The organism is Larkinella rosea (assembly GCF_003858635.1).
Taxonomy (GTDB): Bacteria; Bacteroidota; Bacteroidia; order Cytophagales; family Spirosomataceae; genus Larkinella; species Larkinella rosea.
On record NZ_RQJO01000007.1, the window covers coordinates 62,319 to 76,278 of the forward strand.

Here is a 13,960-nt window from a genome sequence, read left to right on the forward strand (position 1 = left end):
GAGAGTATAAATGTTACCGTTTAAAGCTTTTCGTACAATCAAAAATGACTTAATGGTATAGAAAATTTATCATGCGGTGCAAAAGACGGTTATTTTTCACAGCTTTGGTAATAGCTGGTCAATTTTTCTTAATGGTTTAAGCAAAAGTGTAAAAAAGTAAGGACGCAGGCCGTTTAACTTCCATCCCTGGCGATCCTCGCGGTTCGCCCGCCAGCGGTGTTTGAGGGTCGCGTTACTCATGCCGCCCGACCGCATTGTCACCAGTACTTCGGGCAGATAACTGAGTTTAATTTTGTGTTTATGGATGAACCGCAACAGCAATTCATAGTCTGATGAACTTTTAAGTTTGAGCGTGTAACCACCCAATTCTTCGTAAACCGACCGTCGGATAAAACAGGTCGGGTGAGGAGGCATCCAGCCCCATAAAAAAGCCCCTTCCTTGTATTCGCCCACTTTCCAGTAGCGGTCAATTTTCTCCTTATTTTGCTGATTTACGTAAATCACATCACCGTATACGGCATCGCAATGTGTGCGCTCAATTAAGGAGACAACTTTTTCGACCACCTGGTTGTGGGTATAAAAGTCATCGGCGTTGATTAACCCAATAAAATCGCCGGTTGCCATCCGAATTCCTTTGTTGATGGCGTCGTATAACCCTTTGTCGGGCTCCGACACAAAACGGGAAATGCGCGAACCGTAGGACCGTACGATGTCGGCGGTGTTATCCTTTGATTTGCCGTCGATGACGATGTATTCAATATCGGAATAAGTCTGGTTCAGCACCGATTCGATGCTGTCCCGAATCGTAGCCGCGCCATTATACACAACAGTTATGATGGTGATTTTCATGAAATTTCGCGGTTTTTAACCCAAATGGCGGGATTCCCCTGGTAGATCCCGTAGGCTTCGAGGGATTTTGTGGCAACGGCTCCCACCGAAAGAATGGAATGAGAATGGCAGGTTATGCCGGGGCAAACCACGGATTTGGCTCCAATCCAGACGCCATTTTCCAGATGTATGGATTTAACAAACAAATCGAACGTCCGGTTTCGGTAATTGTGGTTACCGGTTTCCAGCATGGCACCCTGCGAAATACAGACGTGATTACCGATGGTCACGGGTGCTAGGTTGTCGATCCAGACGCCTTCGCCGATCCAGACATAATCGCCGATGGTCAGCATCCAGGGAAATTTGATAGTTACAGCGGGTTTGATGGCAAAACCGGCACCGATTTTAGCCCCAAAGAGCGTCAAAATCCACTTTTTAATCCGCACGGGGATCGGTGCATAGGAGTTGATGAACACAGAACTGACCAAAAACCACAGGATGATTTTCCATTTCGGTCCCGGATTCCACCAGCTATTGTCGTAAACCGAGAGGTCAGTGCTGGCCCGGCCGTTCGGCCAGGAGGTCTTTTCCATATTCTGTTCGGAAAAAATCAATAATTGCTTGTTTATCAGTGCCTACACGGTAGTAGACTTCGTACAGTTTGGCGTCGACCAGAAACCGGTACCAGAGTCCCTGCAAAAAGTGCCACATCAATCCCGGACGTCCGTCGATCAATCCGAGCCGGACAAAGTACCGGTAGAAAAAGTACAGAAACGGCCGGGTAAAGAGCGGTAACGACGCATACCGCAGCTTCAGATACCGCTTTCGCTGTTCCTGCGTACCGAACAATTTGGGTTCGACCCGAATGGATTGGTCAAAGTTAAAGCGAATGTTTAATATATCGATCACCTCCCGAATGGCGTACAGATTATGTTTTTGTGTCCACCAGGTCAGGTTGTTGAGATTGTGATCTACAATGTCGTGTTCGAACCGGATCGGATGCCCGGCCGAAAGCTTGATGTGCTCGTCCATCCAGGTTTCTTCGCAGATGCCCTGGCCGCTGCGCCAGAGCCGCAGCAGCCAGGTCGGATAATAATCTCCGTGGCGCATCCAGCGGTTCATAAACATCACCCGGCGTTTGACGTACACCCCGCTGACATCATCGGGCAGGGTAGCCAGGCGGTTTTTAATTTCCGTAGCCAGTTCGGGCAAAACGTATTCATCGGCATCCATGCGCATCAACCAGGTGGAGCGGAAGGGAATATGCCGGATGCCGTAGTTAAACTGCGTGGCGTAATTGACCCAGGGATTCTGCACGACCACAGCCCCCATCGCCCGGGCGACTTCAACAGTTTGGTCGGTCGAAAACGAATCGACGATAAAAATCTGATTTGTAAACGGCAGCAGGCTGGCAATGCAGCGTCCGATGTGCTTTTCTTCGTTGTGGGTCAGAATGATTACTGAAATGCTGCTCATACCTGCTGGGGAACAAGTTGATGGTAGGCATCGAGAACGCGATTGGCCACGACGTTGATATCACACACTTCACTCACCATGCGCCGGGCATTCTGAGCCATGAGAGCGGCTTCGGCAGGATGATCGAGCAGATATGCCAGTCCGTCGCGTACCGACTCCACGGTGGTGTCACTAATGTAAGCGGCTTCATACGCCCGCAGGTAATCGCTGAAACCGACGTGGTCGGTCAGCACCGCAGGCACACCGCAGGCCAGCGCTTCCATAGCCGCCACCGAAAACCCTTCGGAATACGACGGCAAGGTAAACACATCAGCGTCGGCAAAGGCGGCCAGTTTGTCGGTATTGATCAGCATGCCTGGTAGAATAATGCTTTTCCGGAGCTGATGCGTTTCGATGAACTGCTGAACATCCGGCAAATAACCGTCGTCGGGCCCGGCCAGCACCAAAACCGCATTCGGATGGGTTTTCTGAAGCAACCGGAAGGCCGGTAACAAGATATCAACCCCTTTTTTAATGTGAATCCGGCTCAAAAACAGAATCATCTGCTGGTTATTTTCAATCTGATGCTGTTGCCGAAACGTTCCTTTGGCGGGTAAATTCTGGTATTCTGAAATGCGTAACCCGTTGGGAATAATCTGAACGTTCGGATGCTGGTAGCCCAGATACCGGCGTACGTCGTCGTCTTCCCGTTTATTATTGATCAGAATCAGGGGTGTTTTTTTGAGCAGCTGCTTCTGAATGACCCATGACATGATTTTCTTTTTCCAGTACCCGTGTTTTAAAGTCCAGCGGTCGAGCAGCCCGTGAATGGTTACCACTTTGGCCGCGCGAAGTTTGACAAAATACGGGGCAACCGCCCCAAAATGCCAGATTCCGTGAATATGAATGATGTCGTATTCGTTGCCGTGGTCGCGGAGGTAGCGGTACAGCCCGGGCGAAAATTCTGGAAAAAACCGGGCAAACCAATGCCGTTTGACCTGAACTACCCGTACTCCCGGCGCGGTGGTGTAGAGCACATCGCCTGCGGACATTGGGGTTAAAATCGTTAATTTTTCACCCTGAGGGGCCAGCACACTGGTGTAATCATAAATGATGCGGGGCGGCCCGCCAATGTCCCAGGAATAGGCGCAGATGTGGAGAATGTTCATAAAGAAGGCTGAAATAACGACCCACGACGCACTTTTACAAATCCTTCCATCATTTTCTGTCCAACGACCTGCGGATCAAATTCCGCAATGATTTGTTCCGACCGCAGGCTCATGGCCTGCTGATTGGCCCGGCCGTCGATGAAGTTGAGCAGCGAGGTCGTCAGTTCGCCGGGCTGAAGCGGATCAAAAACATACCCATTCTGGTTGTGCTGGACCAGGTCCTGGGCGCAGCCACAACGGTTTGAAACCACCACCGGCATCCCGCAGGCCATTGCTTCGTTGACGACCAGCCCCCAGGGTTCCGATAAACTGGGCAACACCAGCACGTCGGCCAGGGCCAGGGTTTCGGGAACCCGATACCAGGGCTGATTGGGTAAAATCTGAACCGAATCCTGCAGATGAAGCCGATCAATTTGAGCGAGAAGCGTGGCTTTCTGATTGCCGTCGCCGAGCAGGATCAAACCCCAGCCGGTTGAATCTTTTGCCTTTTGTAAAGCCTGATGAAAAGAGTCAATCAGAAGCGTTATGTTTTTTTCCGGGGCCAGACGTCCTACGTAAATGAAATTGGCCGGTTTTAGACCGGCTTCAGTTTGTTTCAAAAACCGGTCGGGCAGGACGCGATCGTGGATGTGCCGTAATTTGGAGTTGTCGACCACCGCGTTTCGATGAACCAGAATTTTTTCGGGCCGAACACCCAACTGAATCAGGTAGTCGGCCTGGGGTGTTCCGAAACAGAAAAAACCATCGGCCATCGAGATGATGCGGCTTTTTAGCCATTCTTTGGCTCCGCTGCGGACCAGATCAACGGGTGTCGATTCGGTTTGGATAATGACTTTGATACCGCTCAGTTTGGCAACCGTCATCAGGGCGATCTGGGCGGGGTCGTAATACCCTGTAATTAAAAGCATGTCGGGGCGGTAGGCCCGCATCCGACTTACCAGCGCTTTCATTTTGGGCAAGGTGCCGACCTGTTCGACAACCGTATCAAAAAGCAATTCGTAGCTGTACTGGTCCGGTAGTTGATCCGGTTTCCCGAATAAAACCCGCGACTGCTCGGTTTGGGCAATCTGCAAAACGTGCACCTGGCAATCATAAGCCGGGGCCAGCCGATGGAGTTCACTGAAAACCGTTGCCTTGTAGTGTGCCCACAAAATATTGTGAACAATTAGAATTTTCATAGAGATGGTAACCTGATGGAGCGCGTGACCATCTTATCAAATGCGTTACAAAATAAGGTTGTCAAGCGAGCAGTTGCGACTCCAGTTTGTCCGGGTGGTTTAACAAATGCCTCGGGAAAACACGATCCATTCCGATGAACCTCATAAGCATACAGAACGGTTGCCAGTGCGCCATCTCATACGGTCGTCCGACAGTGAACATCTGGACGAACATATAAATGTAAAAATAGGCCAGAAAGGTGGAAAGTGGGTCGGGGTTGTCTCGCATGGCTTTCAGGCTGTATACCAGCATCAACAGGATAAAACAGGCGAACAGGAAGAAACCGACAAACCCGTGGTTGACGAGTGCTTCCAGTATTGGGACATCCAAGTAGGTGGACTTATAGCCCTGCCCGTATAATATGACGTGAAGGTGGCCTTCAAGCAGGATTCGTAGATAGAGAAAACTGGTGGCCCGGTTTCCGGCGGAAGCATCCAGCGAAGCGGCAAAGTTATCCTGCCCTTTCAGCCCGAATACGGCGAAAACGTTTTCCATATTTCGCTCGATAAACGCAACGGCATACCCGTATAAAACCGCATAGAGGTCGATGTTCCGACGGATAAATAATGAGATACCAATAAACACCACGGCAATCAACAACAACGAAGTAGGCCTGATTAATGTCCTCGCAAGTAACTTGATCTGAGCGGGCCGAACGTTAAAAAGCAGAAAACAGAAGATGATGATGATGAGCGCCAGAATACTCGATCGCACCTGCGTCAAAACGAGAATCCCCATGCTGAAAACGCAGGAAAAGAAGGCGAAAATCCGAACAAAGAAGTTGGTTTTGGGCTGAGTTACCCAGATTCCGCAAGCCACGACGCAGATTAGGGCATTGCGGGCAAAAACGTGCGGGTTACCGGTTCGGTACTCACCTTCCCCGTATTGAATGGCAGCCCGTTGTCCAATGGTCCAGGTAGGGTCGGTCAACAAGGCGTAAACAAGACCCAGGTTTGAAACAACCGCAAACAATACCGTAATCGGGATAAAAACCTCGATGATATCATTCGGTGTATTGATCAGCAGAAACAGGAACGCGAAGATATAGAGGTAATAGAGCATGTCCTGCGTATAACTTTTGAAAAAGATAAACGGATAGACATACATGGAAACAATGGAAAATATCAGAAAGATGATTCCAAACCGCAATAAAACCGTATTGCAGCGGTACAGCTTTCGAAAGATGGTGGTCGGAATCATCAACAGGTAACCCATCGCCAGGACGGCAGCCGTAAAGGCGGTACTTCCCGGCGCCAGCTTCAGGGATTCTTTGAAAAAAAAGATGAGTGGATAACCGTCAATAATTATTAAAATTCCGGTTACCATCCGCATTAAATCGAGTCTCCTGAGGGTGAAATAAGACAGTATATCACGCATCGAATAAACTGGTTTATGACAGAGCACTGGTGGATTGCAGGCTCCATAAAGTTAATTTTGACAAATTTAACGGCCTGGCCGAAGGCATTTTTCTTCGGAGTATCCCAAAGCCGGGTTCCATGACCACATTGACTCGCAAAAACCGGCGGTTTTAAAAACATCTGATACAGCTGCTTCGAATCCCAACCAATTGTATTTTTTTAATATCTGGACAAATATAACGAAAAGAATAGTGAAGACGGAACGATGATGTCGTAATATCAGCGTACGGCGACCGGTTTCCGATCGGAATCACTACATTTTTCGGGGAATATCAACGGTATCAATGAACTCAATCGTCTGATACAGACTCGTGACGGTCTTTTTTCTCCACCCCTTCAGCGGTGGTCTGAACGGTTGAAGACCATAAGCAGGCAGCACGCGCATCAAACCAACCTGATCGAATTGACTGAGCCGGTTCTGATACGCCCGCAACCGGTTTTTGATCACCGGAAACGAGGCCAACCGGTTTCGGGTTTGCGCCTGAAAATAGCCTTCCTGATCAACCAATCCTTTGTAATTCAGGAAAATAACGGCTTCGGTTTCTTCGGTAGGGCGTTCGTGCAGATTCCACAAGCCGAGGTGCCAGCCCGGCTGTTTAACAATCGTAACACCCTCGAACAAGCCGGGTGTCAGAACGAGCCAGATCTGGTCGGTATACTGGCCTTCGCAAGGACGGGCAAACGCCCGCTCCGGCACCCGACTGCTCCACCAGTCCAGAAAGCGGGTTGTTTCGGCCGTCTGTCGGAGGGCGAGAAAACCGGAACTGTATAAACCAACATTCTGAATGTATTTTTCGTCCGGAAATGCGTTGTCGGTCAGGGGTTTGAGTAAATGGGGGGTCAGCAAAACCGTGGCTTCGGCATACCGGGCTTGCAGATCCGACAGCGGTTGGAAAAAATAAATCGACGGGTCGACGTAAATCAGCCAGTCGTTTTGGGCCAGATTTTTATAAATCTGCTTGATAAACAACGGCTTACAGGCTGCCAGAAATTCGGCAGATGTATACTGTTGCGACAACGACGCGCGATCCGGAATGCTCAGGTCATTGATTGAAACGACCGGATACGGAAATTGAAAACCGGTGGGCAAATGCGAAACATCGTCGCAAAGCCCGATTACGAAGGCGTCGGCAGGATGTTGCTGCTGCAGGCTCTCGCCCAGCGCGAGCGCCTGGGGCAATTGACGGATGGTGCAAACGGTCAGAAATGTAATCATAACTTTGGTTACTCGAGTAAATCGCCAACGGCCGCCAGGTACGGCGCTGCCGCGTTGGCTTCCTGATCGACGTAGCGATGGTAATTCCCGGAAAATAATTCCCGAACCACTCCACCAAGGCGGGAAAATCGCCCGTCGGGCAGCGTACTCCGTCGGGCATAGTGGGCCAGTCGGCGTTTGAACTGGCGGATTCCGGGCGTTTGATCCGGTACGCGTTGGCTCACTAATTTATATAAATCACTTAAGTTCTGGTGTTTACGGATCAATGGGTCTAATTTCTCACGATGAGGGCGCGAAAACCGGTCCATAAACCGCACTGGTTTTCCAGCTGCCGGAGGACGTGTTCCCACCTGTTGTTTTTCGTGGGTTCGGTACCAGATCAACGGTTTTTCGTAAAAATCAATCGTACCTTTGGCCGCGGCCACCAGGCCCATCCAGCCGTCGTAAATGTAATTGGGCAGGTTTGGAATGGGCAAAAAATCCGCCAGCAGTCGCCGGCGAAGCGCCGACGTACAGCCCATGACCCGGTTTCCGTCCAGCAAAACTTCCATCGCTTCGCCCCGGCGCCACCGCTCCCGGATCGGTTCCGTAAACCGCACCGTGTCCCAGAACAAGCGACCGGTGTCGTTGAGTTGCGTATCGGCAATGTGAGCGTTGCTAAACACCAGATCGGTTGCGGGATGTTGCACCAAATAGGTCGAAAGGGTTTCGATTTTTTCGGGTAGCCAGCAGTCATCCTGGTCACAAATAAAGATGAACTCACCGGTGCAGTGCGAAAACGCTTTTTCAAAATTCTTGTTGAAACCCAGCCGCGTCGGGTTCCGGAAAATCCGGACGGGGAAGGGGGCACGACTGGCAAATGCTTCCAGAACCGCCCGGGTCTGATCGGTCGAGTCGTCGTCACACACCACCAGCTCATCGGGTAAAAGGCTCTGTTTCAGGATACTTTGAAGCTGTGTTTCCAGATAGGCTTCTCCGTTATAGGTACAAAGCGCCACGGAAATGGTCGGGCGGGTCGGATCAGATGGTGTAGCCATAGGTTGCAAAAATGGGCCGCCAATAGTCGGTTCCGTGGATGTCCCAGGCGTGGCAGCCAAACGGCAACTGGCCCTGATTATAGTTCTGGATGGCGCGTTCGGGGTAAAATTCGACCGAAAACCGCAGGGCCGTCCGGAAATCCGGGACGTTAAGAACGGGGAAATAGCGGTTTATTTCGATGCCCCAGAACACATCTTCGTTGTATTGATGGGCGTGAATTTTTTCGTAATTGGCGATCTTTTTCTTGAAAAACCGGATCCAGCGCAACAGGGAAGACACTTTTCGGAGCGAAAAACCACCATTGCCAACCCCATTGAGCGAGGTAATTTCCCGGGGAGTAATCCCGTCTTCCTTTTTCAGATCGAACCAGATCGCAATCTTTTTCTTGACCGTAAAAACCGCTTCGTCCTTCCAGCCGGAAAAATCGCGGTCGCGGAGCCAGGGAGCGCCGATGTATTCGTACCCGCTGCGGCACCAGTCAACCAGCTCATCCTTGAAAACGAACGCATCCAGTTGGTGAATGAGAATGAATTCAAAATCCGTAAACGCCTGGTAAAATTCTTCCGACAACATCAGCCGGTTATAGGTCTGCACATTCAGAAAGTACGAATCCGCAAACTCCCGAACCTGAAGCTGCGGATGGGGTTGGGTCAGAAAAGAAACATCCAGCGAATGCGGTTTGATCAGTATAATCGGATGTTTCCCCAAAATGCGCAGGCACTGGTCGAGGGCAATCTGTTCGTAACGCGTCAGCGACGATTGATAAACCGGAATGACGACACCCGCCAACTGCGGATTCTTACGTTGTTTGTTCATTTTACGGTTTTCAGTTTACGGTTTTCAGGGTATAGTTGGCGGACGCAAGCTTAGGAACGCGCCAGCAAACCGTACTCTGAAAACCGTAAACCGTATTCTTGTCACCTGTTTTCCAACGCCGAAATTAATGCATTGATCGGAGATTTCAGCGATTGTCGAACTCGCTGGTAATACAGGGTTTTGGGTGGTTTGATGTAATAACAGGGATAATTTCGGTACGTTTCGTTCATGTTATCCAGCAGGCGCTGTCGGTATAAGTCAAAAAGCGGAACCACGTCGGGCCGGTCGGAAAAGGTAAATCGGTTTTGGTATTTGGATATTTCCTGCGGTTTATGGACGCCGTAGCCGCTGTAGTGGAAAAACTGCAGATCGGCCGAATCGTTGACTTTCCAGACCCCATTCTGCTCCGAGAAAAACCGCTCGTGCAGGTTCCAGTAGGCGGCATTATACCCGGGATGTTTTTCAATCCAGACCTTGTCGTAGTAAATTGGTGCGAAGTTAACCCAGTGTTGATCAACGAATAAACCGTTGCACAGATCAATCCGGCATTCATGCACCAGCCGTTTTTTCCACCACTGCACAAACCGGTTCGATTCCTCGGTTTTTTGCAACCCGATAAACCCCAGGTTGAACGTACCGGTATTGAGGTGGTTCAACTCATTCGGAATCAGCCAGTCCGTAATGGGTTGGCAGATATGGGGCGTCACCACCAGATTGTATTCCCGCAAACGCTGTTTCAGCTGAGTAAGCGGCTGATAAACAATGATATCCGGGTCGAAATAAATGACTTCGGAAGCGTCTGGGTAATGCCTGAAAAAGTAATCGATGTAGAACGGTTTGACGGCGGTGTTCAATTCCGTAATGTCGTACCGGTCGCACATGCCCGCAAAATCCTCGATTTCGATCTGATCGACTTCCAGCATCGGATAATCGGGGAGGAGCGAGGCCGGTAAATTAGCCTGATCCAGTTTATCGACCAGACCGATGACGTACTGCCAGTCCGGATTGGTTTGCCGCAACGAATCGCCCAGCGTTCGGGCCTGCGCCAGGTAATTGATCGAACAAATCGTGAACGCTAACGTCATGCCGGTGATTTTGAGTACGTAAAATACCGCTTTAGATTATTGGCCGGTTTTTCAATCAGAAACCACGACAGGGAGGCCACGATCACCAGAAGACCAAAACTGGTGAAGCGGTGAATCCAGGGATTGTGCAGGGAAATGGGCGAAAACCGACTCAGGACATTCAAAACCGGTCCGGTCAGGAAGCCCGAAACCACCATGTGGTAAACGTACATGCCGTAACTGATTTTGCCAAGGTACGTCAAAACCGGATTTTCCAGAACCTGACCGCTCAGCCCGCGAAACCCGAACGTCGCGTGGACGACGAAATACAAGGCCAGTACCGATAAAAGCGTTCGTTGGTACAATCGGAAAAAGCTGGTGTAGGGCTGCATCAGCATGAAAATAAAACAGGCTAGTGCCAGCAGCGTGGCCCAGAGCAGTTGTTTCCGGAAGGTCGGAATTAGTTCGGGTTGTTCAACCACAATGTAACTCCAGAGTGCGCCAATTCCGAACGAATCGAGGCAGGTCAGCGTCAGAACGCCCTCCCGATTGCCCATTAATCCCCACCAAATGCGGGTTCCGATACCCAGCAGAATCGTAAAAATGATCACTCCGCGGAGTTTCGTACGGGGGGTTAGCAAGATTACGGACGGCCAGACGAGGTAGAATTGTTCCTCGACCGATAGCGTCCAGAAAGGCGAGAGCAAATCGCCCCAGTTGCCGGTTTTATGCAACAGGAAGTTATAGCCGTAAAGGTAATAATAGGCCGGATACTTGCTGACATCGGAGGTGTCGGGCAAAACGAAATAGATGAACGTCAGAAACAGGTAATAAATCGGGAAGATGCGCAGCGCCCGACGGATGATAAAGTTCTTATAAACAGCCGTTTGGGTATTTTTGCCCGCCAGAATCTGATTGCGGTTTTTGATCAGGATCTGCGTAATCAGAAAACCGCTGAGGACAAAAAACAGCGTGACGCCAATGGAGCCATTGGGCAGTTGATTGATCAGTGCATCCGGCGGAAACCAGTGAAAAATCAGGACAAAGACGATGGCAAATGCCCGTAAGCCATCTAACTGGGGCAAATGGCCGGCTGGTTTACTCAAACTCATATCAGGTTGGTGTTGTGGTCAATTGATTGACAATTGCCAGAAAAGAGTCCATGCTTTGGTCCGAAGAATGTCGTTCGATCACTTTACGCCGAAGAGCTTGGCCCATGGTCCTGCGTTTGGCCGGGTCGTCGATCAGCGCTCCGATCGCGTTGGCCATCGCCACCGTATCGAGGTACGGAACGACAAAGCCGCCATCCGTTTCAACCAGCTCGGGCGCACCTCCCGCGTGTTCAAAACAAACGACGGGCGTCTCGCTCAGGGCGGCTTCCAGCACCACGAGCGGATACGGATCTTCGCGCGAACAAAGTGCAAATATATCAAAACGAGTGGTATACCGGAACACGTCGGGCGTGGGTTCGATCAGCAGCACGCGCTCACTTAAACCGGCCTTTTTCAGGTCCAGCGCCAGATCTTCGTACAAACCGTGGCGCGGCATTCCGACCCAGACAAAATAGATCGGTCGATCGCTATAGCGGCTAATTACCAGTTGGGCAATGACGTTGAAGAGGTCGTTGCCTTTGCGCCACTCGGCGTTGCCACAACCGCCAACGATGATCGCGTTTTCGGGAATGTGGTGTTGCGCCATCACATCCGGGCGGTGACGGGCCTGGTCAATTTTTTGGAGAAGATTCGGAATATCAATGAGTTGAAACGTACTGATCCGGGCGGGGTCAAACCCGTAGGTATCCACGTAAAACCGCGCCACCGCTTTCGAAACCGCAATCAAATGATCGGAATGATCGAGCAAAAAACGCAGATTAGCCGGTTGTGTGTACATCCGGACAGCCATTTCCAGTTCGTGTACAAAGAGAATAACCGGAGTTGATTTCACCAGCTCATAAATCGGTTGATACCCCTTTGCACTCGTAACGGTATTGACCATCACCAAACCAATGTTCTGCGACCGGATTTCGTCGGCAAAGTTCTGCCAGCGTCGTTGCTCTTCACGCCGGTGCAGCCATTGACCAATTCGCAGCAGGTACAGCAACTTGTCGATCCGGCGGCCGATTAGTCTTGTGACCGGTTTTGGAAAAAAGGTAACAGAGCTAAGCTGGCGATACTCGTCCTCCAGTGGACCGTCTCCACAGAGCAGCAAATGGGTGGGGACATTTCGCTGTTTCAGCATCTGGAGCATCTGCAACAACACCAATTGTGCCCCCGCACGGTTGGCGTCGTGGCCGATGAAAAGGATCTTTTTCAATACACTTTATGGCTTGGTATCGGCTTCTTTTCGGCGGGACTGCCCATGTAAACGCCCCAGGGTTCGGTGGATTTGGTGACGGATGCGGACATGGCCACCAGCGTTCCTTCGCCGATGTGGAGGTAGTCCCGAATGGTGCTGTTGACGCCGAAAAAGCTGTACGAATCGACGACGCAATGGCCCGACAGTACGACATGGGAAGTAAAAAAGACGTGGTCTTTGATCTGCCCATGGTGACCGATGTGGTTGCCGCTCCACAAAACAACGTTGTTTCCAATCGTCGTAAAAGGCTGAATCGTGTTGTCTTCCAGAATGAAGCAGTTTTCGCCAATCGGGTTGTTAAAAACCGTGGCTTTGGAACTGATGTACGAGATGAATTCGTATCCTTTGGCCTTGGCGTCCAGGTATACTTTTTCGCGGTTTTTGTTCATTTTTCGTCCGGTCATGGGGGCGAAAAACTTGAATTCCTGCGGAGGAAAAATCGTTTCCACTTCTTCGAAGGCCACCACCGGCAGTCCTTTGAACTCCGTTTCCTTCAGATACTCGCGGTTCACGGTAAAAGCCACCACTTCGTCCGCCGAGTCGTGGGTGAGGTAATAATGGGCTAATTCGGCCGTATCCAGAACGCCAAAAATGATAACTTTTGCCATTGTTAATTGTGAATGAGTGAATGAGTGAATGAGTGAATGCCTTTTCCGGTTTATTCACGCACGCATTCAAAATTAAATTAACTCAAATTCGTTCAGCATGTCCTGCACTTTGGGGATGTCGTTGAACATCAGCACGTCGGCGATGGAAAGCCAGGGTACAAATTCATTTTGAAACTGCGGATAGTCCACACGCTTCGACTGGATGAAGAACAATTCGATCCCTTCATTCGCAAAGCGTTGCCGATCGTAGAGCTCCTGCCCACCGATCGGGTTGATATAGCGGTTTGCTTTTTCCCGCAGACAGATGTCCAGAATTCGCTCCTGCGCCTTCAGGTCGTCGTTTCCGTATACGGTTGACGACGGAACAATCTCCGTCTGAATGCCCAGATAATCGTTTAGCAGAATCAAACTGCCGCCGATCAGGTCCGCAATCGTACGCGCTTCCAAGTTTACGATTTTTTCCAGCAAAGGATAAACCGTTGTATAAAAAGGCGCTTTTCGATACGATTGTTCAATTGTCTTCAACATTTTTTGCCGCCATTTCGGATCGTCACCCAGTTCAACATCACAGATTCGCTTGTTCTGGCTGGCATCTTTCAGCGGAATGGTAAACAAATGCTCTTTGCCGTTCACCAGCAGCCGGTTGCGGTTGATCCAGCCCCGGTTAATAAAAGCAACATCGTCGTAAATAATGAACTTATCCACGGCCTTGATCAGTTGGAGATATCCGATGTAAGGCAGAAAATAAGGCTGCATGATGGCAATGGTCATATCA

14 protein-coding genes are annotated in these 13,960 nt (G+C 50.3%); all 14 read right to left on the reverse strand.

From position 1 onward, the window contains the following. Positions 1 to 96: 96 nt before the first annotated feature. Positions 97 to 849: a glycosyltransferase family 2 protein gene (locus EHT25_RS00585; protein WP_124869078.1), complete on the reverse strand. Its 753-nt coding sequence runs from the start codon at positions 847 to 849 to the stop codon at positions 97 to 99. Beyond that, positions 846 to 1,421 carry a WcaF family extracellular polysaccharide biosynthesis acetyltransferase gene (locus EHT25_RS00590; protein ID WP_124869081.1) on the reverse strand — a complete coding sequence of 192 codons (576 nt, stop codon included), beginning with the start codon at positions 1,419 to 1,421 and terminating at the stop codon, positions 846 to 848. Before EHT25_RS00590 ends, EHT25_RS00585 begins: the two co-directional genes overlap by 4 nt. Then, positions 1,381 to 2,304, reverse strand: coding sequence for a glycosyltransferase family 2 protein (locus EHT25_RS00595; protein WP_124869084.1), 924 nt, complete (start codon positions 2,302 to 2,304; stop codon positions 1,381 to 1,383). Before EHT25_RS00595 ends, EHT25_RS00590 begins: the two co-directional genes overlap by 41 nt. Further along, on the reverse strand, positions 2,301 to 3,452 hold the full coding sequence (locus EHT25_RS00600; RefSeq protein ID WP_124869087.1) for a glycosyltransferase: 1,152 nt from the start codon (positions 3,450 to 3,452) through the stop codon (positions 2,301 to 2,303). Before EHT25_RS00600 ends, EHT25_RS00595 begins: the two co-directional genes overlap by 4 nt. Then, positions 3,449 to 4,630, reverse strand: a complete 1,182-nt coding sequence (locus EHT25_RS00605; protein ID WP_124869090.1) for a glycosyltransferase family 4 protein — start codon at positions 4,628 to 4,630, stop codon at positions 3,449 to 3,451. The genes EHT25_RS00600 and EHT25_RS00605 overlap by 4 nt, the downstream gene beginning before the upstream one ends. Before the next feature lie 61 nt (positions 4,631 to 4,691). Beyond that, positions 4,692 to 6,047: a hypothetical protein gene (locus tag EHT25_RS00610; RefSeq protein WP_124869093.1), complete on the reverse strand. Its 1,356-nt coding sequence runs from the start codon at positions 6,045 to 6,047 to the stop codon at positions 4,692 to 4,694. Between the two features lie 294 nt (positions 6,048 to 6,341). Then, positions 6,342 to 7,304 carry a hypothetical protein gene (locus EHT25_RS00615; RefSeq protein ID WP_124869097.1) on the reverse strand — a complete coding sequence of 321 codons (963 nt, stop codon included), beginning with the start codon at positions 7,302 to 7,304 and terminating at the stop codon, positions 6,342 to 6,344. Between the two features lie 8 nt (positions 7,305 to 7,312). Further along, complete coding sequence (locus tag EHT25_RS00620; RefSeq protein WP_124869100.1) at positions 7,313 to 8,341, reverse strand: glycosyltransferase family 2 protein; 1,029 nt, start codon at positions 8,339 to 8,341, stop codon at positions 7,313 to 7,315. Continuing rightward, complete coding sequence (locus EHT25_RS00625) at positions 8,325 to 9,158, reverse strand: DUF5672 family protein (protein WP_124869103.1); 834 nt, start codon at positions 9,156 to 9,158, stop codon at positions 8,325 to 8,327. Before EHT25_RS00625 ends, EHT25_RS00620 begins: the two co-directional genes overlap by 17 nt. Positions 9,159 to 9,259: 101 nt before the next feature. Next, entirely contained in the window at positions 9,260 to 10,243 is a 984-nt protein-coding gene (locus EHT25_RS00630) for a glycosyltransferase family protein (RefSeq protein WP_124869106.1), read from the reverse strand. Next, positions 10,240 to 11,334 carry an acyltransferase family protein gene (locus EHT25_RS00635; protein ID WP_229311385.1) on the reverse strand — a complete coding sequence of 365 codons (1,095 nt, stop codon included), beginning with the start codon at positions 11,332 to 11,334 and terminating at the stop codon, positions 10,240 to 10,242. Before EHT25_RS00635 ends, EHT25_RS00630 begins: the two co-directional genes overlap by 4 nt. Position 11,335: 1 nt before the next feature. Beyond that, complete coding sequence (locus EHT25_RS00640) at positions 11,336 to 12,535, reverse strand: glycosyltransferase (protein ID WP_124869109.1); 1,200 nt, start codon at positions 12,533 to 12,535, stop codon at positions 11,336 to 11,338. Continuing rightward, positions 12,532 to 13,185: an acetyltransferase gene (locus EHT25_RS00645; protein ID WP_124869112.1), complete on the reverse strand. Its 654-nt coding sequence runs from the start codon at positions 13,183 to 13,185 to the stop codon at positions 12,532 to 12,534. Before EHT25_RS00645 ends, EHT25_RS00640 begins: the two co-directional genes overlap by 4 nt. A gap of 72 nt (positions 13,186 to 13,257) precedes the next feature. Beyond that, positions 13,258 to 13,956, reverse strand: coding sequence for a WbqC family protein (locus tag EHT25_RS00650; RefSeq protein WP_124869115.1), 699 nt, complete (start codon positions 13,954 to 13,956; stop codon positions 13,258 to 13,260). Between the last annotated feature and the right edge of the window lie 4 nt (positions 13,957 to 13,960).